This is a genomic window from Gillisia sp. JM1 (assembly GCF_000424645.1).
In the GTDB taxonomy this organism is placed as follows: domain Bacteria; phylum Bacteroidota; class Bacteroidia; order Flavobacteriales; family Flavobacteriaceae; genus Gillisia.
Genome location: NZ_KE384218.1, coordinates 1,219,532 through 1,241,495, shown reverse-complemented (window position 1 = coordinate 1,241,495; position 21,964 = coordinate 1,219,532). Strand labels below are relative to the sequence as shown.

Below are 21,964 nucleotides of genomic sequence, written 5' to 3'. Positions count from 1 at the left end.
TCTAAGGATGCCGATATAGCCGAATTTTTCAAATAGCTCTTGATTATTTGAAATTAGTCGACTCTTTCATTTATTTTCCGCATATTTTCCACCTTCTAATTTTTTCGAATTCCCTTCTCCTTTAGCGCAATAGATAAAAGCAAATGAAAATAAACCGTACATAAAAATGTTACTATATCTTAAAATAGCAGCGTAGAGCATAATAAATTCTTGGTTTTCTGTGTTAAAATAACTATCATAAATAAATATGGGGGTTACACACAAATTCCAAATTAAATATCCTACCGCAATATAAAATGTTAAGTCTCTAGAAAAGCTAAGAATATTATCACTCAAAAATAGTTTTCGGAAAAAGGAGCTAACACAAATTAATAACAGCAAAGTTCCCATAAAAATATTCTCGATGATATATGCATAAAACACCTTCCCCGAGAATAAAATCTCAGCCACACCTATTATAAAATATAAGACCACCGCAAACTTCAATCTACTTTTAAGTTTTGAGGTTTCTAAGGAACTTATTAAGATAGAGCTTATAATTATGTAGGTAATCAGCTTCAAACAGTTATACAGCCACTCATTTCGAACAAACACAGAATCTTCCAACCATGGAAAAGTTTTATAATCATCAAAATAATTCCATAATGCATAAGATCCAGAAATATCCACAAAAAAGACAAACCATAAGAACCACACAAAATATTTGAATCTGCGTGCTGCGTTTTTACTTTTTAAAAGATAATAACTACCACATAAGCATGCTATTAATACAGACAGATTTCCTATATATAATTTTTGTTCTATAAAATAATCAAACATTATACATATAGAATATTAGTAAATAGTTGGAGGCCACTTTCCTTGTGTTTCATTTATTGGTTCTATCTCATCGTTGGCAACATCTTCAAATTCCATCTCCGGATCATCAGATTTTACTCTTTTGGTTGGTGCTAAAAATACCGTCGCCAAACTTGGTTTATCTGCTGTTTCATCATAAGCACCAAACCAAATATTAATTCCGGGAGTTTCCACTCCCTGCTGTAAAGATTTGGTCTTTACCTCGGCCAAATATGTCTGTAATTCTTCTACCGTAAAATAGAACTGGCAAGTGTCTTCATGTCCTTTACCATTTGTGGTAACCATAGATCTGGTATCCCACCATTTTTTTTGAAGTTTTTTAGCTTTCGCAACTGTGATTTTTTTACCCATTTTATCTAATTTCTATTAACTAAGGATTCATTAAAATAGAATTTTGTTAAAAATAGATTTTTTATACATCAATCTATTATAAGAGTATAAAAAAGGGGGAAAATCCCCTTGTTAAGATCTAATTGCTGAAGTAATTTTGTTTAATAAGTTAAAAACTTGTTGTTGTTTTAAAAAAAAGTGTCGTTTAAGGTGTGATATATTACTAGGTGGGGCTACTAATAGATCAAGAACACTAAAACGACACCTTTTTATTTGAATTTTAGAATCAGTTTAGGATAGTTAATTTCTTAATTAGCAAGTATCCGTATTAATAATTCAAAAAAGGGGAAAAACCCCCTTGTGAGAATTTAGAGTCAAGCTTATTTTTGAGTATTCATTTAATTAACTTTTATAAGTTAAGGTTAAAAAAGTGTCGTTAAAAGTGTAAATCGATTTTTAGGTAGGGCTTTAAATCTTTAGACCACTATTAACAGACACTTTTTCTTTTTTAACCTTGTAGTGTTTTTAAACGCTCATTTCTTCATTTTATTTCAATAAGCTCAAATAAAATCTGATCGCCTATTACTTTTTGAGCTATCGTATTAATTCCATTTTCAGAAAGCTGTAAAACCCTTGGATACCCACCTGTAGTTTGGCAATCCCGCATCAACACAATTAATTTTCCCGATGGAGTTAACTGCACCGTTCCAGGCAACACAGGGCCGGTAATAATAGGATCTAAATCGTTATCCAAAGGCTCTTTAATCTGAATAGCCATTCTATTATTATTTATATCAATATGGAATGCGGATTCCATAAGCACCTTTTGCTGAAAAGAGGATAACAACTCATATTCTGGTCCTGGAAATACCTGAATCACATTTTCATTTAAATACTCGTCCATCACTTTCACCGATGCATTTAAGCTATTTAATGAACGCATTAAGCTGGAATACTTAATAGTACTTCCTTTTTTAAGCATCTCAAATTTAGTAATTCCGTTATACCAACTATAACTCCCTAAAACTTTTTTAGAAATGAAACCACCATTAATCGCGATATATGCCCTGCAACCAATATCTCTCTTCCCAAAAGATAAAACATCTCCTTTTTCAAGTGAAAGAATTCGATTATTCCAAACCACAGATTCATTAATTTTCGGATTTAAATAAGCCCCACAAATTGATAATTGAGTGGGTTCAGAAAATTTCAATTTAGGACCTAATTGGGTAATTTCTAAAACGGGTGCAGCTTCTGAATTAGACAAAATAAGATTTGCTTTTTTAGCGGCATAAGAATCCATTACCCCACTTTGAGGCACTCCATATTTAAGGAAATTATGCCTCCCCAAATCTTGAAGAGAAGAGTATAATCCCGGATGTAGAACCTCAATCTTACCCATGATATTTTTCGCTTTTTAATTGAAAATTATTAGCCTTTATTTCTTCAGAAATTTGAAAATATTGAGACTTGCTAACCGAATAAAATTTTATTTTATCTCCGGACGAAATTATACAAGGAGGATTCCTGTTTTTGTCAAAAAAAGTCATTGGAGAATTTCCTATTATTTGCCAACCACCCGGACTGGTTTTTGGATAAATTCCAGTCTGTTTTTCACCTATGCCAACAGCCCCTTTTTCAACCTTCATTCTAGGGGATGATTTTCTAGAAATTTGAAGCTTTTCATCAAGACCTCCCAAGTATAAAAATCCGGGTAAAAAACCAGTAAAATAAACTGTGTATATTGGGGTAGTATGTAATTGAATTATGTCCGGAATTTTCAAATTATTCTCCATAGAAATGAGCTCAAGATCCAATCCAAATTCTTCGTCATAACACACTGGGATATGAAAAATTTGTGAGTTGATATTTTTTCCTATATTAGCCTTGGAAACAAGCTCTTTTAGTGCAAAAACCTTATCATAGCTTTTTTCTATAGTGGATACATAAACAATTAATAATGAGTGATATGTATTAATCACCTCAACCTTATCTTCAATTAGTTCCTTTTCTATAATTTCCTTAAAACTTAGAAGTTTATTAAGGGATTTTTCATTGATTTCTGGTTCAAAATCTATCAAAATAGCTCTATCCCCCATCGGTTTTATTTGTGGGTATTTCTGTTTCATACCTTCGCTATTTTAATATTCAAAGTATTAAATTTTTCAACTAAAAATTCTAATATTTCTATCGAATTTGGGGTGTCACTATGAAGACAAAAAGTAGCTGCAGCAGATGATATTTTTAGGTTATTTTCACAGGCTATTTCACCTTCAGAAAACATAGAAAAAAGATGCTTAAAGACAGATTCTTTTTGAGTGATCAAGGCATTGTTTTTTGTTCTAGAAACTAGACTGAAATCGGGATTGTAATTTCGGTCTGCAAAGGCTTCAAAAACAACTTCTATTTTGCCATTTGCAAGCTCTGAAATAATAGAATTCTGAGGTGCATAAAGCTTCAAATCTAAGTAAGATTCTGCTATAGAATTCAAAATTATCTGAGCTATTTTTTCGTCTTTTGCAGCATCATTATAAAGTGCTCCATGAGGTTTAATATGAGTTAATTTTCTACCCTGTTTTTTCACTATTTCATGAAGCGAAAAAAGCTGTTCCTGGATGGATCTTTTAAGTTCATTTTCTGAGATCTCTAAAGATCGTCTTCCAAAATTTTCTGTACCCGGATAAGAAGGATGTGCTCCAATTTCAACATTAAATTCCATAGCCAACAAGACTGTTTTCAGCATCGTTTCCGTATCTCCAGCATGCCCTCCACAGGCGATATTACATGCCGAGATATGTGGCATTAATTGGGCATCATACTTTTCACCTTCTCCTAGATCGCAGTTAAGATGAATTGTTTTCATAGTATTAGTTTTAGAAATTTTGAAGAACTGAATAAATGGACTTTGCACCCAGGAATATAGAAATCACAATAATTATGGTACCTAAAATATTTTGGAGTAAGGAGTTCTTATACTTTCCCATTACAGATGTTTTGTTAACTATCCAGAAAAGAAACATCGCAATAACGGGTAATAGTAAACCATTAGCTATTTGCGCAAACCGAATGATCTCTATAGGACTAAACCGCAGTGAGGAGAACAACACTCCTAAACTTAATATACTTATCCATACAGCTCTAAATTTAGCAGATTTCATTCCACTCTCCCAACCAAAACATCCCTTTACCACATAGGCCGAAGCTAAAGGTGCTGTGATAGCAGAGGTGATTCCGGCTGCTAACAAACCAATTGCTATAAACCAGGTGGCATATTCTCCAAACAAAGGGTTTAAACCAACTGCCAGATCTGCTGCAGAAGACACATTTGCAAGATTTGGAGCAGCGGCGCAGATTACGATTGCCATAGACACAATTCCGCCCAAAATTATGGCGGCTGTAAGCTCCTTTCTTGCTGTTTTAATTTTAGAAGCATCCTTCCATTTCTCACTAACCAAAGATGCGTGTAAAAATAAATTATAAGGAACTACAGTAGTTCCAACAAGGGCTATTACAGTTAAGATTCCGTCGGTCCCCATTTTTGGAACAAACATTCCTTCTAAAATAGCCGAAAAATCAGGCTGAGTAAGAAAAGCGGTGATTATAAAAGATATGCTCATTAGAGCCACCAATGCTATAAAAACCCGCTCTAAAATTTTATAATTACCAATATAGAGCAAACTAAAAGCAATTGCACCTATCAAAACGCTCCAAATATTAAGGCTAAATGAAGAACCAAGCTGAACTTCTAAAGGAGACAAAACTGCTGTAATACCTAAAACCGCACCGGTAATATTTCCAGCTTCATAAGCTGCATTTCCTATTACAATAGCTGAAAGTACCAAGGTTATGGCTAAACCTCTAAGAATTGGGTGCTGAATTTCTTTTCTTATGCTTTCACTTAAACCAGCTTGAGATACAATCCCCAATCTCGCAGCCATTTCTTGAAGCACAATACATGAGATAATTGATAATAATAGTGCCCATAATAATGCAAATTGAAAATTCACACCGGCCAGTGTACAAACGGTAACAGTTCCCGGACCAATAAATGCAGCCGACACCAAAACTCCCGGACCTACATTTTTAAACCAATTTTTCACTTTTGCGCCTTAGATTCCTGCAAGGCGTATAATGCAAAACTACCTAACCAATGACCTCCTTCGTAACTGTCCCCAACTAAATTAGGGAACGATTTGGAGACGTGACGATCTGCTACTGCTCTTAAATGGGAATATTTATCTGGGTATTTATTAGCAAGTCCATATAACACCCATGCTCTGCTAAAATTAAGTCCATCTAGATGCACCAACTTTCCATCGGTTCTATCAGACACTTCTCCAACAGCCATATCGAAATCTTTATTCTTTAATTCTGGCATAAAATCTTCTATCCATAATGGAAAAGCAGCATTTGGCAATACCTTTCGCATAATATCTATCTCTTGTAAACAAGGAGATAAAAAGTCAAATCCGCTTGGCTCCCAGGTTACAGGGCAATTATCATCTTTTAGATAAAACTCCTTTGCTCTCACCGATATTAGTTCTTGAAATTCAGGATTTTCAACTGCTTCAGCATAATCGTAAGCAAAACTTAATGCGAATGCTGTGTTGGTATGCTCTCCAACTCGAATAGGATAGATCAGCTTCGGAAGAAATTCCGTGAAATTAGCAACCATAAGATCTGTTAACGGCTTTAAGTTTCCGGCCAATTCCTCTCCTAGATCAGAATCCCAGCTCTGAAGCTCTTGAGCTAATTTAAGCAACCAGGCCCATCCATAAGTACGTTCGTAATCCTTATTGTTTTCAGTTTTAAAATACTTTACCTCTGCTGCGATATTCTCTTTAGAGAGAGATTCTTCTAATTTCGCCTTGATCTCCTCTGCTTTTTCAAGTTTAGGGAATTGTTTCAACAATTTTACCAAGGTCCATTGCGCATGTACCGAAGAATGCCAATCGAAACACCCATAAAATGCAGGATGTAACTCTTTTGGCGATTTAAGATCTTGTTTACTACCTAAAGTTTGACCTAACTTGTTAGGATATTCGGTATTGATGCAGGCTAATGGTAAAGCAGCAAGTTTATTTCCCTGATCGATGTTGAGTTCAATACTTTCTATACCTAAGATAGAATCCAAGGAAATATCCGAATTATTGACACTATCAGATTCTTCATTTTTGTTTATATCTGCCTTATTTCGCTCATCTCCTTTGCAACCTATCAAAAAGATAAGCAAAAGACTCAATAGTGTTATTTTTGTTTTCAAGTAGGTGTGTCTTTAAGTATATTTCTCAAATGTATTAAAATCTTATGTAAGCGATAGTTATGTAGGAAAATTTTAACCTAACCAACCTTCTCTATCTAAACTTCTATATTGAATAGCTTCGGAAATATGACTTCCTTGAATGTTTTCACTTTCGGAAAGATCGGCAATAGTGCGGGAAACTTTAAGTATTCTGTCATAAGCTCTTGCTGAAAGATTTAGACGTTCCATTGCGGATTTCAGGAGCGCTTTTGAAGAATCCTCCAGTTTACAATATTCGGAAATCTGCTTCACACTCATTTGAGCATTGTAATGCACTTTTTCATTATCTTTAAAACGCTCTGTTTGAAGCTGCCTGGCTTCTGTAACTCTTTTTCTTATATCTACGCTTTTTTCTCCCGTACGCTCCTCACTTAATTTTTCAAAAGGAACTGGAGTTACTTCAATATGGATATCTATCCTGTCTAATAATGGGCCGCTTATTTTACTAAGGTAGCGCTGCATTTCTCCTGGAGAAGAAGACATAGGAGAACCAGGATCATTAAAGAAACCACTAGGACTAGGATTCATACTTGCCACCAACATAAAACTTGAAGGATAGGTGACGGTGAATTTCGCTCTGGAGATTGTCACTTCCCTATCTTCTAATGGTTGCCTCATAACCTCTAAGACACCTCTTTTAAACTCAGGTAATTCATCCAGAAATAAAACCCCATTATGGGATAGAGAAATTTCTCCAGGTTGCGGGTATGCCCCACCTCCAACAAGTGCCACATCAGAAATTGTATGATGCGGACTTCTAAATGGCCTTTGAGACATCAATCCAACATGCTCTTTTAATTTCCCAACCACACTATGAATTTTAGTTGTTTCCAGTGCCTCTTGAAGCGTCATTGGGGGAAGAATACTGGGCAATCTTTTAGCTAGCATGGTCTTTCCTGCTCCCGGAGGACCAATAAGAATTATATTATGCCCACCCGCAGCAGCGATCTCCATGCAGCGTTTTATACTTTCCTGGCCTTTCACATCGGCAAAATCATGCTCTAAATGATCCAGATTGTTGTAGAATTCCTTCTTAGTGTCTATAATCGTTCTTTCCAGCGGAGTTCCTTTATCAAAGTAATTTATCACTTCCAAAATATTGGAAACCCCGTATACTTCCAGTCCGCTAACAATAGCAGCTTCTTTTACATTTTGGATTGGCAGAATAAATCCTTTATAACCTTCCTCTTTTGCTTTTATCGCGATTGGCAAGGCACCTTTAATGGGTTGTAAGCTTCCATCTAGGGAAAGTTCTCCCATGATAAGAAAGTCTCCAATATCTATGGCTTTAATTTGATCTGATGCTGCAAGAATACCCAGTGCTAGTGTAAGATCATAAGCAGATCCCTCTTTGCGAAGGTCGGCTGGTGCCATATTAATGGTGATCTTTTTACCTGGGAATTTATAAGAATTGTTTTGAAGTGCGGCAGCAATTCTAAAACTGCTTTCTTTAATGGCATTATCTGGAAGTCCTACCAAATGATAACCGATACCAGTTACTACATTTACTTCTACAGTAATCGTGGTAGCTTCTACTCCAAAAACAGCGCTACCATAAACTTTTACTAGCATCTAATATCATTTTAATCCCTCATTGATGATTTAATTCCCCGAGGTTCCTGATTTTAAATATAGTGAAAATTTATGGTAGATTGACTGTTAGTTATTTAACACGTTTTTTCTATAGTGTTCAATAAGAGCATCTATAGGTCTGCGAATAATATTTCCTATTTCAAGATTATAAGGTTGTGCAACCGCTCTAATAATATCCTGACTAAAATAGGCGATGCTTCCTATAAAATGAATGGGCACTGTTTGAGCTTGTTTAAATGAAAGTACGCGTGTATGCATAAATTCTTTTATTCCCTCATGTACTAATTTGTAGAAATATCCATTTCGCTCATTAGTAAAAATGAATTCAGCAAAAGAAGCTAAATACGTATTTGGATTTTCTTTCTTGTAAAGGTTCTTTTTGATCTCGTCGCTATTCAAATTGAAATCTTTTTCAAATTTAGCAGCGATATCTGGTGGCATTCTTTTGTAGTAATAATCTCTTATTAAACGTTTTCCGAAGTAATTCCCACTAGCTTCATCCATAAGAATATAACCTAAAGATTCTACAGCCATGTGAACATCTTTTCCATCGAAATAACAGCTATTAGAACCCGTACCTAAAATACAAACGATCCCAGGCTCAGTGGTAGCGGCATATGCTGCAGCAACCATATCTTCTTTTACCATTACTTCCGAGGCATTTGTAAAGAAATTTGCAATTATATCCTCCAAAAGTTTACGTGGAATTTCAGTTCCGCAACCTGCTCCAAAAAAATGAACTTTTTCAATCTCATTTCTTACTTCGAATAAATCAGAGTTTTCTTCAATTCTTTGTTCCAACATCGCTTCTGGAAAAACAGCAGGATTTAAACCTTTTGTACGAGTTTGAAACACTTGCTCCCCTTTCTTATTTAGCAGAATCCAGTCACATTTGGTGGAACCACCATCAGCAATTAATATCATTTTAATTTCTTTAAGATAAAATTCGCCATTTATTTTCAACTTATCGCATTAATAAATGGCAAATTATAATTTAAATTGAAGCTACGTGTGCTGCAAGTTCAACTAATTTAGCAGAATATGCATATTCATTATCATACCAAGCTATTAACTTAAAGAAGTTATCGTTTAGAGCTATCCCTGCTTCAGCATCAAAATTACAAGTGTAAGGATTAGATACAAAATCTTGAGAAACTACCATGTCTTCAGTATAAGAAACGACACCTTTGTAAGCTCCTTCTGAAGCCTTTTTGAATACAGCTTTTATCTCTTCATAAGTAGCAGATTTTTCAGTTCTCACTGTAAGATCAACAACAGAAACATCTACCGTAGGTACTCTAAAAGCCATTCCAGTAAGTTTTCCTTTTAAAGAAGGGATCACTTTAGTTACCGCCACGGCCGCTCCTGTAGAAGTAGGAATGATGTTATTTAAAGCACTTCTTCCTAATCTATGATTCTTCTTATCTGGAGAATCTACTGTGTACTCAGATGCTGTAGTTGCATGAACAGTGGTCATTAAACCTTCTATCAATCCAAACTCATCATCTATAATTTTAGCTAAAGGCGCTAAACAGTTAGTTGTACATGATGCATTAGACACAATAGTATCTTCTGCTTTTAAGTCCATATGGTTAACTCCCATTACAAACATTGGTACATCCTTAGATGGTGCCGAGATCACAACCTTTTTTGCTCCTGCTTTAAGGTGTGCTCCAGCAGATTCTTTAGTTGTAAATATTCCAGTACAATCTAGAACTACCTCTACTTTTGCTGCATCCCATTTCAAATCTTCAGGGTTGCGCTCTGCAGTTACTCTAATAGTTTTTCCGTTAACCAGTAAATGACCATCCTTCACCTCTACTTCTCCATCAAATCTTCCGTGAACAGAATCGTACTTTAAAAGGTATGCCAATTGATCTACATCTAAAAGATCGTTAACAGCTACCACTTCTACTGCATCATTTAAAATAGCATTTCTAAAAGCTATTCGTCCAATTCGGCCAAAGCCGTTTATTCCAATTTTAGTACTCATAATATGTGTTTTCAATTATTATACTGAAGTAATATCAGCGACTCTTCTTAAATTCTTATCGTATTTAGCACCATTCTTAATAGCTGTTTCCAAGGGTACCGAAACTACTTTTTGATGATGGATTCCAATCATAATGGTACGTTCTCCATTTATAAGTGCGTCAACAGCACCAATTCCTAGTTTACTTGCCAAAACCCTGTCAAAACAACTTGGAGATCCTCCACGCTGAATGTGCCCTAGCACAGAAACTCTAATTTCATAATCTTCAAGGTGCTCTTCTATGTACTCGGCGAGTTCAAAAATATTTTTCCCGCTTTTGTCTCCTTCAGCTACCACAATGATACTAGAGGTCTTTCCTGATTTTCTACTTTTCTTAAGGGATTCTACTAAACGCTCTATCCCTCTATCTTCCTCTGGAATCAATATTTCTTCTGCTCCAGCTCCAATTCCGCTATTCAAGGCTATATCTCCTGCATCTCTCCCCATTACCTCAATCAAGAATAATCTATTATGGGAGCTAGCAGTATCTCTAATCTTATCTATTGCTTCTACCACGGTATTTAAAGCCGTATCGTACCCAATAGTAAAATCGGTACCATTAATATCATTATCTATCGTTGCAGGTATTCCTATTACCGGAAAATCATGTTCTTCGTTAAATATCAGTGCTCCTGTAAAAGTTCCATCACCGCCAATAACCACTAATGCATCGATATCAGCATTTATTAAATTCTCGTATGCTTTTCTTCTTCCTTCTTTGGTTTGAAATTCCTTTGATCTGGCAGATTTTAAAAAAGTACCACCTCGGCTTATAATATTTCGAACAGATCTCGCATTGAGCTCTTCAAAATCATTCTCTATTAATCCTTGATATCCTCTGTAAATACCTACGCATTCAATTTCTTGAAAAGCACAACCTCTCACCACCGCTCGGATTGCGGCATTCATTCCGGGAGCATCGCCCCCTGAAGTAAGTACTCCTATTTTCTTAATTTTTATTTGCATTACTGTAAAGCTATCTGATTTGTTTCTTAATTCCTAATGAACTCTTTTACTAAAACGTTTTCGGTTAATAACTCATAAAAAAAGCCTCAATATTGAGGCTTTTTTAAAGATTTTGTAAAATTACTTAGTTGTTTATCAATATTTTGTATTCCCACGGCTTAAATTCCATTTCCATATCCTTCTTAAGATCTACCTCTCCAGAGTTCATATAATCCTGAAATTTACCATCCAACTCTATCTGGAATTTTACTGGTGCTTTTGTAAGATTGGCAACATAGACAAGCATATCATCTCCATTTCCTCTTGAGAAAGCTAATACTTGATCATCTTTAGTTGTTTTTAATCTAGTATAAGCTGCAGCTTCTTTACCTCCAGCCAGAGCGGATTTGGTATTTTTAAGCTCTCCTAATTTTACCATTACCGGCCAAACTTTACCCTTAGTTTTTGGTATGCTATCTTTTTCAAAGAATAATAATCTTCGATCCATGTCATATTCCTGCCCACTATAGATCAATGGCATTCCCGGCAAAGTGTAAGAAAGTGCCAACATAGCTTCTCCTGCATCTCCCATTCTTTCTTTAACCGTACCATTCCATGAATTCTCATCGTGATTGGTGATAAAGTTCATCAAGAAATCGTCTTTCTGGTATAATGTGTCAATTTTGGTCATATACTCGTCCCAAGCGGCAACAGTTTTCTTTCCTTGAGCCATCTCATTCATGATATGATGTCCTTCCCAGTTGTATCCCATATCGAATGCATCATGAAAAAGATCTTTCTTTTCAGATTCTGCCAACATAAATACAGGCTTTACTTCCTTAATAGCTGATACCGCTTGTTTCCAGAATTCAGTTGAAACTTCTCCGGCAACATCTGCTCTAAATCCATCTACATCATGATTCTCTACCCAATATTTCATTTCCTTGGTCATCGCTGTCCAAAGCTCTTTATTGTCGTAGTTAAGATCTGCAGTATCTGTCCATCCCCAAGATTCACCTGTTTCCGGGTTTAGAGGGTCTACAATTTCACCTGCTTCATTTTGAGTATAATATTCTGGATGCTCTGCAATCCAAGGATGATCCCATCCTGTGTGATTGGCCACCCAATCCATGATCACGAACATTCCGTTCTCATGAGCTACGTCTACCATGTTCTGAAAATCCTCGATAGTACCAAACTCAGGATTCACTTTAGTGTAGTCTGCAATCGCATAATAACTACCTAAATATTTCTCACGTTCCTTTTCATCCTCAATTTCACTAACCATTTTTCCACCTGTAGCTTTTCTATTCTTCATAGAAATAGGATATACCGGCATTACCCAGATCACTTTTACACCTAATTCTTTCAACTTCGGAATATCTTGCGTAAATGCATTAAAAGTCCCCTCTGGAGAATACTGGCGAATATTTGCCTCATAGATCACAGCATTCTCAAGATCGCTGTCTTCAATACTAACTTTTTGCTCCTCGTTTGGAGTTTCTGAATCTTTCTTTTCTTTATTTTCATCTTTACAAGATGCCATTACAGCAACCATACAAAATGCTAATGCCATTTTTTTAATCATAGTATATTAGGTTTAAATTAATTGAATTCTATTTTTATAATCGTTTCGTTTTGATCAAATCTCACAGGGATGTTTAATTTTTCTAAGTGCATATAGTTCTTACCTGTATATTTTATTCCGTTCACATAAACAAACTGCACTTCTTTTTCAAGGTTCTCTATATGGAGATCTATTAATTTTATTTCTGAAGTGGCATTTTTCCCTACTTCCTTTTTAATCTTAATAGTTACTGCATCAACATCTAATTCAGATTCCAATTTCACTAATTCGAACATGCCTTTCTCGAATGCATCCGGAGTTTTACCGTCGTCATTATATATAACAGCATCGCTTTTTTTAGCCTGCTCATCGTAATAAAAATAAACATCTAGAGTTGAAGCATCATAGTTCGCAGTGGTTTGCATAGGCCTTGCCATAGGAATAAAAGCGCCACCTCTAACAAATACCGGAATATGATCTTCTACTACATTTACAGAAGCTACCGTTCCTTTTGCATATTTCTTGCCCGTATAGAAATCGAACCAATTATTAGTTGATGGAAAAATCACTTCCTTGGAAGTAACTCCCGGGTTTAAAACTGGTGAAACCAAGAAACTATCTCCCCATAAATAGGTGTTGGAAACAGCATACATCTTATAATTTTCAGGCTCTTCAAAGAATAAAGGTCTCATTAATGGTTTCCCTGAAATATGATTTTCGAAGGCCAAGCTATAATTATAAGGCAATAATTTATATCGCAATTCAATGGCTTTTTTAGCCAATGCTTTAGTCTTCTCATTTTTAAAAACTGGTTCCGAAGCCACGTCTTCTTGCGCATGTGGACGGAATATTGGCTGAAAAACTCCATACTGTAACCATCTGGTATATAACTCATCATCTTCAAGAGCACCAGCAAAACCACCCAAATCGGAGTGCATATATGCCAAGCCTTGTAATCCCATTTGTAAGCTTATCTCTGGTTGTGGTTTTAAACCATTCCAACCTCTATTAACATCGCCAGACCATGGAATTAATCCGAAGCGTTGTGATCCTGCTGCACCCGCTCTCATTAAAATAAAAGGACGCTCTTCAGGAAAATCGGCTTCATATCCTTCCTTTATCATTTTCGCCCAATAATGTCCGTAGATATTATGAACCTCATCTGCAGATCCAATACTGTGTTGTAGTTTTGTTGGATGTACCTCTGGTTCTCCAAGATCTCCCCACCATCCAGCTACTCCCAAAGATTTAAGATCTTTATAGATATTCCAAAACCAATCTTGTGCTTTTAGTTTAAAAATATCTACCAATCCTGTATTCCCAAAGTAAAAATCATATTTGAACGGATTCCCTACAGAATCTGTAGCTAATACATTTTTCTCTACTGCCTCGTCCCATTTTTTGGAAGTGGTTAGGATAAATGGCTCTGTAACTAGGATCGTTTTTACTCCTTGATCTGCTAATTTTGAGATCATTTGTTTTGGTTCCGGGAAAGAATCTTTCACAAACTCCAGATTTCCCATGGTTCCTTTTATATCATGTCCAAACCAATAAAGATCAAGAATAACGGCATCTACCGGAATGCTGTCTTTTTTGAATTTAGCAATCGTTTTTTCGACTTCTTCCTGAGAATGATATCCAAATCTACTTGAGAAATTACCAAAGGCCCATCTTGGTGGTAATGGCTGGCGCCCGGTTAAAAGTGTATAATTCTCAATGATCTTCTCCCATGTTTTCCCAACAATTAGTTGATAGGTCTTTCTCCCACTAATCGTTTCATAGCTTAAGGTGTTAGAATTATTGCTGTCCAGGTCCAAAAATCCTATAGGTGCATTATCAAAATGCAACAGGTATTTTTCTGAAGATAATACCACAGGTAAGGTATAGTTCAACAAAGCAGATTTTGTACCGTAGCCATAATCTGCTCGGTTGTATAATTCTAATCTGTTTCCCCTTCTGTCCATGCCCAAAGCGCGGGCTCCTCCTCCAAATAGCATTTCATATTCCGCTATATTGAAATCGAGCTTTTCATGAGTTTCAGATTTGGAATAACCGGTTTTTTCTGAAATTACCTCTTCTCCTTCATAGAAATACTTTACCTGAAAAGGTTTTTTATTGATAATCACTGTAATACCAGAAGTTGCAATTTTAATTGAATTAGCTTCTTCTGTAACCGTTGGTGCTATTTCTGAAGGCTTTAGAACTACAGAATATGAATCTTCGATATAGGTTTCTCCAGATGGGATAAAACTGGTTTCCATGATCTCTGGCGTGAATGCTTGGAAACGATATTTTCCATCGCTGGTCATCACCGAGATAACGCCCTCCTTATTTTCAAAACTCTTAAAATTTCTTTCTGAGTTTTGCGCCGAAATGAAAACTGAATTCATTCCAATGAAAATCAAAAGAAACAGGCATTTTATATGTTTTAGATGGATCTTCATGACCTTATTTCAGTTTTATAAATTATTATAAATGTCTTTTTACAGATACTAATTTGAACAAATCGTTACCCTGTCTTGAACTACCAAGACATTGTGTTGTCATCCCGACGGAAGGAGGGATCTCTTATCGAAGAGATTCTACTCCATTGAAATTTCTCGTCTCTAATTTATCCTGAGCGAAGCATCGAGCCGCAAACTGACATTGATCTGTTTTGTCAGGTTACTCAATTCTACTTCGCATTGTCATCCCGACGGAATGAGGGATCTCTTATCGAAGAGATTCTGCTCCATTGAAATTTCTCGTCTCTAGTTTATCCTGAGCGAAGCCGAAGGCTCGAACTCACATTAATCTGTTTTGAGCGTCACCCTGTCCCGAACTATCGGGAGTTTCAGGGTCTCCCCCCGACTTAAAGGGATGCTGAAACAAGTTCAGCATGACGTAAAAAATTATCTCAATTCTATCACCATCGAAGATTTCCCTTCAATTTTCAAAGTCTTATCTAAAGAGATCTCACTATTAGACAATATTTCCTTTCCAGAAGTTATTCCCACTAAACCTTCAGCAAAACGAGTGAGCTCTAATTCCTGTGCTTCAGGATTATTATTTATCACCACCATAACCCGCTCATTTTCATCATATCTAAAATAAACGTACACGTTGTTTTCTGGTAAGAACTGAAGCAATTTCCCGAAGTGCAGCACTTCCTTATCTTTTCTATAATTCAGTAATTTCTTGGTAAAAGCATGATAAGCTTCCTGATCCTGATTTCTTCCTGTTTCAGTAAAAGCATTGTTATCGTCTCCTATCCAGCCTCCTGGAAAATCTCTACGAATATCGCCATCACCAAGTTTTTCTTTATTTCCAACCATCCCTATTTCATCTCCGTAATACAATTGTGGAATTCCACGTGTAGTCAGCACCAAAGTCATTACTAGTTTGTATTTATCAAGATCGCTTTTGTAAATCCCATTAATCCTATTGGTATCATGGTTTCCGGCAAAGACCAACAAATTATTGATATCGGCATATAAAAAATCATTCACGAAATTCTCGTAAACCTTGATCATTCCGGTGTCCCAGCCAGGATTTTCTTCATCAAAAACCGTCATCAAGGCATCATGCAAAGTGAAATCCATTACAGAGGGTAAATTGGAATTATAGCTTTGGATCGCTCCAATTGGGCTATCTTTTTGCCAATAAGAGATTTGTGCCTGATCGTGCATCCAAACTTCCCCAACAATATTGAAATTAGGATATTCATCCATGATTGCTTTTGTCCACTTGGCAATTCCATCTTTATCATTAAAAGAATAAGTGTCCACACGAAAACCATCCAAATTGGCATACTCAATCCACCAAATAGCATTTTCGGTAAGATAGTTCAACACCAATGGATTACTCTGATTTAGATCTGGCATTGTACTAACAAACCAACCATCTACACAATATTTCCAATCTATCTGAGATCTATTAGGATCGTACTGAGTGGTCATTCTATAATTTGAATTCGCATATCCTGGAAACTGATGGATCCAATCGTAAGTTGGAAGATCTTTGATCATCCAATGCTCTGCCCCCCAATGATTGGTAACATAATCCATTACCAATTTCATATCGCGCTTGTGCATCTCATTTGCTAACTTTTTATAATCTTCGTTAGAACCGTAACGTGGGTCTATTTTATAAACATCACTTTGAGCATATGTATGGTAAGAGTAAGCTTGATCGTTATCTTCTAAAAGCGGTGTGCTCCATAAGGTTGTCACTCCCAGATCTTCTAAATAATCCAAATTATTGATCACTCCTTGAAGATCCCCACCATGGCGACCTCCCAGTAATTCACTATTTGCTTTTTCTGTAAGCTTAGGATTAGAATCGTTTTCAGGGTTTCCATTCGCAAAACGATCTGGCATAATTAAATACATCGCATCGCTGGCATCAAAACCTTTTCTGATAGCAGATCCTTCCCTTCTTTCTTTCAACTCATAAGCCTTAGAAAATCCTTTAGTTCCTTTTTTGCTGAAATTAAAAGTATAAGAACCTGTGGGAAGATCTTTAGTTTTGATAGTTACAAATACGTAATTAGAATTCTCTGTTTTAAGCACATTTTCTATCACCACATCTTTTGGAGCAGACACTTCATGTTGCGAAATATCTTTACCATAGAACATGATTTGTAGATTCTCCTGATGCATATCACTCCACCAAAATGGAGGCTCTACTTTATCTATCTGTGCAAATGTTGAAAGGCTAAAAAATACCGAAAAAAGAAAAAATAACTGCTTCATTAAATTGATTTAATATTATAACTGACTCACTTAAAAAATCTACCTATACCTCAACCTCGTTATTTGGCTGAACTTCTATAGATTTACCTTTTACTAAAATATTAATCGGCTCGGTTCCTTCTAATTTAAAAGTAGTTTTCGCCTTGGTGACATTAACTTTTAAGATCTGATTTCTGAAATTCACTTTAAAAGAATAGGCATCCCATTCGTCTGGAATTCTTGTATTAAATGATAATTGATCATTCACCACACGCATTCCTCCAAATCCTTCTACAATGCTTATCCAAGTACCAGCCATACTAGTGATATGACAACCTTCTTTTACTTCGTTATTATAATCGTCCAGATCCAATCTAGAAGTTCTCACATAGAACTCATAGGCCTGTTCCATTCTTCCCAACTTAGCAGCTTGAATACTGTGTACACAAGGAGAAAGCGAAGATTCATGAACCGTTAGTGGCTCATAGAAATCAAAATGTTTGGCTAGTTCTGCATCATTAAAACGATCTTCAAAAAAATAGAATCCTTGTAATACATCTGCTTGTTTGATATAGCAAGATCTTAAAATTCTATCCCAACTCCATTTCTGGTTGATTGGTCGGCTGTTTTTTGCTAAATCTTCGACTGGAATTAATTCCTTATCTAAAAATCCATCTTGTTGTAGAAATACCCCAAATTCTTCTGAATATGGGAAATACATGTTTTCTGCCACTTCTTTCCATTTCATCAATTCAGCATCAGTAAGACTGGTAAGTCCCATTATACGATCATGATCATCAGAATGTCCGTCTTTCACCTTTTTAATTGTCTCCAAACAATACTCTATACACCATTTAGCTAGATAATTGGTATACCAGTTGTTATTCACATTGTTCTCATATTCATTAGGACCTGTAACCCCAAGGATCACAAACTTATTCTTGTCTTTACTAAAGTTTGCACGTTGCTGCCAGAATCGGGCAATAGCGATCATAACTTCCAAACCTTTCTCTGGGATATAATCGAAATCTCCAGTATATCGCACATAATTATAGATAGCGAACACCATAGCTCCGTTCCTGTGGATCTCCTCGAAAGTGATCTCCCATTCGTTATGGCTTTCTTCTCCATTCATGGTTACCATAGGATACAATGCAGCTCCATTAGTAAAACCTAATTTTTCGGCATTTTCAATAGCCTTATCTAAATGATTGTATCTATAGGCCAACAAATTTCTTGCTACCTGTTGATCTTTGGTAGCCATATAAAATGGAATACAATAAGCTTCGGTATCCCAATAAGTACTCCCTCCATATTTCTCTCCTGTAAAACCTTTTGGTCCAATATTCAAGCGTTCATCTTTTCCTGAATAGGTTTGATTTAGCTGAAAAATATTGAAACGAATTCCTTGCTGTGCTTTTACATCTCCAGAAATGGTGATATCTGCCATTTCCCAAGTTTTGGCCCAAGCATCTTTTTGATCCTGAAGCATGCCGTTATATCCTTTGCCAACCGCTTTGGATAATACATTTTTGGCAGCAATAACTAGATCATTTCTATCATGATTCATATCTGTAACATAACCTGCAAATTTCTGCAAACTCACTACATCCCCTTTTTCTGCTGAAATCTCATAGGTAAAGACAATCTTATCCTGCTCTCTCTCTTTTTTATGAGCAAGCTCAACTTTTTTACCATTTAGTAAAATTTCAGATTGCATGAAGGTACAAGCATGAAATTCTGTCTTTAATGTTTTTGAAACTATAAAGCCTTGATTTTCTGTAGAACTAACCTCAATGGTTTTCCAGAATTTCTCTTCCCAGTTAGCATCGATGTTGGAAACACCACTATCCAAATAAGGTTGAAAAGTGATCTTCGCATCTCCAGAAATTAATTCCACTTGATAATCTATAGATCCAGTTTCATCCAATTCTAAAGATAAAAATCTGGTTGCTATTACTTTAATTGTAATGTCATTTGGTAAGGTGGCAACAAAACTACGCTGGTACCAACCTTCCTTCATATTCAGCTCCCTGCGATAATCTGCAACTTTAGTACACGTGTTTAGATCTAAAGCTTCTCCATTTACAAAAACATTGATCCCAATCCAATTGGGAGCATTTAATACTTTTGCAAAGTATTCTGGATAGCCATTCTTCCACCAACCAACTTTGGTTTTATCTGGGTAATACACCCCGGCGATATAACTTCCTTGGAAGGTTTCTCCTGAATACTGTTCTTCAAAATTGGCTCTCTGGCCCATTTTCCCGTTTCCTATACTGAATAAACTCTCTGAAGATTCTACTCGATCCTTATCGAAACCTTCCTCTATGATAGACCAATTGTCTGGTTTTATATAATCTTGATTCATGCTTTTGGTGTCAATAAATTTTTTATAAAGTCTATTTCAATTTCTTCAAAACTGCTAAAAATATAATCTGCTTCATGCAGCACATCTTTCTCACCAATTCCTATACTTATCATTCCCGCAATATTCGCAGCTTGTACTCCTGCAACAGAATCTTCAAAGACCATGCAGTTTTCTTGAGCTACTCCAATTTTTTCAGCAGCAATAAGGAAAACCTCCGGATCTGGTTTGGCTTTACTTACATCGTTCCCATCTACAATCGCATGAAATTTCTCCATCAATCCTGTTTTCTCCAAGATCGGGCGTGCATTTTTACTTGCAGATCCCAATGAGATTGGAATATTTTGTTCAGAAAGAAAATCTATAATTCTGGGAACTCCAGGCAAGATATCTTTACTGCTAAGATTGGTGATATAAGAAAGATAGTTGTCATTCTTCTCCGCCATTTTTTCCTTGAATTTATCTTCAGATAAACTCGTGTTTCCCCATTTTAATATTTTCTCAAGAGATCGCACTCGACTAACCCCTTTTAGTTCTTCATTTTGAAGTTCTGTAAAATCTAAACCCAGATCATTAGCCAGTTTTTTCCAAGCTAAGAAGTGGAATTTAGCAGTATCTACAATTACTCCATCCAAATCGAAAATTACTCCTTTAATTTTGCTCACTGATATTAATTTTTCGTTGTGTTTGAACTCTTAGGGTTAAGATTCCCGCCAAGATCATTGAGAAACCTCCTATTAACAAAGCGTAGATTGGTTCGTTCCCAAAAAATTCTTTTACTAAAAATCCTAAAATTGTGGCTGCCACAATTTGAGGTATCACTATAAAGAAGTTAAAAACTCCCATATAATATCCCATTTTATTAGAAGGTAAAGATCCAGACAACATAGCATAAGGTATAGATAGAATACTCGCCCAAGCGATTCCTACTCCTATCATAGCTAATAATAATCCTATTTTATCTGAAAGAAAATAAATAGAAATAAGTCCTAAACCTCCCGCACAAAGTGCTAGCATATGGGTGAATTTATTGCTTGTTCTTCTTGCCAATACTGGTAATAGAAATGCTACAGCTGCAGCAACTCCATTATAAACAGTGAACATTACTGTTACCCAGTCTGCTGCATCGTTGTAAAGTTCTGAAGTAGTGTCTGAAGTATTAAATACATGTCCTGTCACGGCTTGAGTAGTATAGATCCACATAGAAAATAATGCAAACCAAGAAAAAAATTGTACCCATGCCAACTGCTTCATAGCACGTGGCATATTAAGCATATCGGTAATAATTACAGTAAATCCATTTCGGACCTGTTTTTTGCGCAGCTGAGAAGCTATCATAAACAGAATTCCAGCTATTAATAACCCTATAAAAAGGATATATAGCTCTTTAGTTAAATCTTCAAAATAAATAATGCCTGAGAATAAAGCTCCTACTAAAGACATAATAAAACCTATCTTAAATTGGGATTTAATATTTTTCTGCTTGTCAACAATCTCATCATTTATAGTCGAAATTGCCTTATCGGCTTTATCAAAAGCAGCTAATTCCTCTGGTGAGTATTCCTTAGATTTAAATACCGTCCAGAGCACTGCGAGTAAAAATACCACGCCACCTACATAGAAAGACCATTTTACAGAATCAGGAATAATTCCTTCTGCTGCTGTATTGCTTACACCAAACCAGTTGGTAAACATATAGGGTAATAAAGAACCTACTACGGCACCTATCCCAATAAAGAAACTTTGCATGGAAAACCCAAGGGTGCGCTGCCTTTCAGGAAGATTATCACCTACAAAAGCCCTAAATGGTTCCATAGAAATATTTATGGAAGCATCCATGATCCATAAAGTTCCTGCTGCAACCCAAAGAGTTGGGGAATTGGGCATAATAAATAAGGCTAAAGAAGAAAGAATTGCTCCAACTAAAAAATATGGGCGTCTCCTCCCTAGTTTTGTCCAGGTTCTATCGCTAAAATATCCAACTATTGGTTGTACTATTAGTCCGGTTACCGGGGCAGCTATCCATAGAATGGGAATATCCTCAACTTGTGCTCCAAGAGTTTCAAAGATCCTCGAGGTATTAGCATTTTGTAAAGCAAATCCAAATTGAATCCCTAGGAATCCAAAACTCATGTTCCAGATCTCCCAGAAACTAAGATTGCGTTTTTGCATATCGTAAGATTAAATTTCTACTACGACAAGCGCTATGACTCGTCAAAACGTATTAACAGGAAGTGAAAATATCAGTTTTGACTAA

General features: G+C 35.9%; 17 protein-coding genes. All 17 read right to left on the bottom strand.

The window, feature by feature from the left end:
- Positions 1-66 precede the first annotated feature (66 nt).
- Positions 67-819 carry a hypothetical protein gene (locus H033_RS0108845; RefSeq protein ID WP_026837992.1) on the bottom strand — a complete coding sequence of 251 codons (753 nt, stop codon included), beginning with the start codon at positions 817-819 and terminating at the stop codon, positions 67-69.
- A 15-nt stretch (positions 820-834) separates the two neighbouring features.
- Entirely contained in the window at positions 835-1,209 is a 375-nt protein-coding gene (locus H033_RS0108840; protein WP_026837991.1) for a hypothetical protein, read from the bottom strand.
- Between the two features lie 520 nt (positions 1,210-1,729).
- Positions 1,730-2,590: a biotin-dependent carboxyltransferase family protein gene (locus H033_RS0108835; RefSeq protein WP_026837990.1), complete on the bottom strand. Its 861-nt coding sequence runs from the start codon at positions 2,588-2,590 to the stop codon at positions 1,730-1,732.
- Positions 2,583-3,317, bottom strand: coding sequence for a 5-oxoprolinase subunit PxpB (gene pxpB, locus H033_RS0108830; protein ID WP_026837989.1), 735 nt, complete (start codon positions 3,315-3,317; stop codon positions 2,583-2,585). Before pxpB ends, H033_RS0108835 begins: the two co-directional genes overlap by 8 nt.
- Complete coding sequence (pxpA, locus tag H033_RS0108825) at positions 3,314-4,051, bottom strand: 5-oxoprolinase subunit PxpA (RefSeq protein ID WP_026837988.1); 738 nt, start codon at positions 4,049-4,051, stop codon at positions 3,314-3,316. Before pxpA ends, pxpB begins: the two co-directional genes overlap by 4 nt.
- A 10-nt stretch (positions 4,052-4,061) precedes the next feature.
- Positions 4,062-5,288: an Nramp family divalent metal transporter gene (locus H033_RS0108820; protein WP_026837987.1), complete on the bottom strand. Its 1,227-nt coding sequence runs from the start codon at positions 5,286-5,288 to the stop codon at positions 4,062-4,064.
- A complete protein-coding gene (locus H033_RS0108815) occupies positions 5,285-6,451 on the bottom strand; it encodes a DUF2891 domain-containing protein (protein ID WP_026837986.1) in 1,167 nt (388 codons plus the stop codon). Before H033_RS0108815 ends, H033_RS0108820 begins: the two co-directional genes overlap by 4 nt.
- 72 nt (positions 6,452-6,523) lie before the next feature.
- On the bottom strand, positions 6,524-8,062 hold the full coding sequence (locus H033_RS0108810; protein ID WP_026837985.1) for a YifB family Mg chelatase-like AAA ATPase: 1,539 nt from the start codon (positions 8,060-8,062) through the stop codon (positions 6,524-6,526).
- A gap of 87 nt (positions 8,063-8,149) precedes the next feature.
- The gene (locus H033_RS0108805) at positions 8,150-9,007 is read right to left on the bottom strand and encodes an N-acetylglucosamine kinase (RefSeq protein ID WP_026837984.1); all 858 of its coding nucleotides are present in this window, start codon (positions 9,005-9,007) and stop codon (positions 8,150-8,152) included.
- A gap of 70 nt (positions 9,008-9,077) precedes the next feature.
- Positions 9,078-10,076, bottom strand: a complete 999-nt coding sequence (gene gap / locus H033_RS0108800; RefSeq protein ID WP_026837983.1) for a type I glyceraldehyde-3-phosphate dehydrogenase — start codon at positions 10,074-10,076, stop codon at positions 9,078-9,080.
- A gap of 18 nt (positions 10,077-10,094) precedes the next feature.
- Positions 10,095-11,081, bottom strand: coding sequence for a 6-phosphofructokinase (gene pfkA / locus H033_RS0108795; RefSeq protein ID WP_026837982.1), 987 nt, complete (start codon positions 11,079-11,081; stop codon positions 10,095-10,097).
- 124 nt (positions 11,082-11,205) lie between these two features.
- Positions 11,206-12,648, bottom strand: a complete 1,443-nt coding sequence (locus H033_RS0108790) for an alpha-amylase family glycosyl hydrolase (RefSeq protein ID WP_051227849.1) — start codon at positions 12,646-12,648, stop codon at positions 11,206-11,208.
- Between the two features lie 17 nt (positions 12,649-12,665).
- Entirely contained in the window at positions 12,666-15,017 is a 2,352-nt protein-coding gene (locus tag H033_RS0108785; protein ID WP_231367581.1) for a TIM-barrel domain-containing protein, read from the bottom strand.
- 501 nt (positions 15,018-15,518) lie between these two features.
- The gene (locus H033_RS0108780) at positions 15,519-17,360 is read right to left on the bottom strand and encodes a glycoside hydrolase family 13 protein (RefSeq protein WP_026837979.1); all 1,842 of its coding nucleotides are present in this window, start codon (positions 17,358-17,360) and stop codon (positions 15,519-15,521) included.
- Positions 17,361-17,403: 43 nt separating this feature from the next.
- The gene (locus H033_RS0108775; RefSeq protein WP_026837978.1) at positions 17,404-19,710 is read right to left on the bottom strand and encodes a glycoside hydrolase family 65 protein; all 2,307 of its coding nucleotides are present in this window, start codon (positions 19,708-19,710) and stop codon (positions 17,404-17,406) included.
- Positions 19,707-20,372, bottom strand: coding sequence for a beta-phosphoglucomutase (gene pgmB, locus H033_RS0108770; protein ID WP_026837977.1), 666 nt, complete (start codon positions 20,370-20,372; stop codon positions 19,707-19,709). Before pgmB ends, H033_RS0108775 begins: the two co-directional genes overlap by 4 nt.
- Positions 20,359-21,879, bottom strand: a complete 1,521-nt coding sequence (locus H033_RS0108765; RefSeq protein ID WP_026837976.1) for an MFS transporter — start codon at positions 21,877-21,879, stop codon at positions 20,359-20,361. The genes pgmB and H033_RS0108765 overlap by 14 nt, the downstream gene beginning before the upstream one ends.
- Between the last annotated feature and the right edge of the window lie 85 nt (positions 21,880-21,964).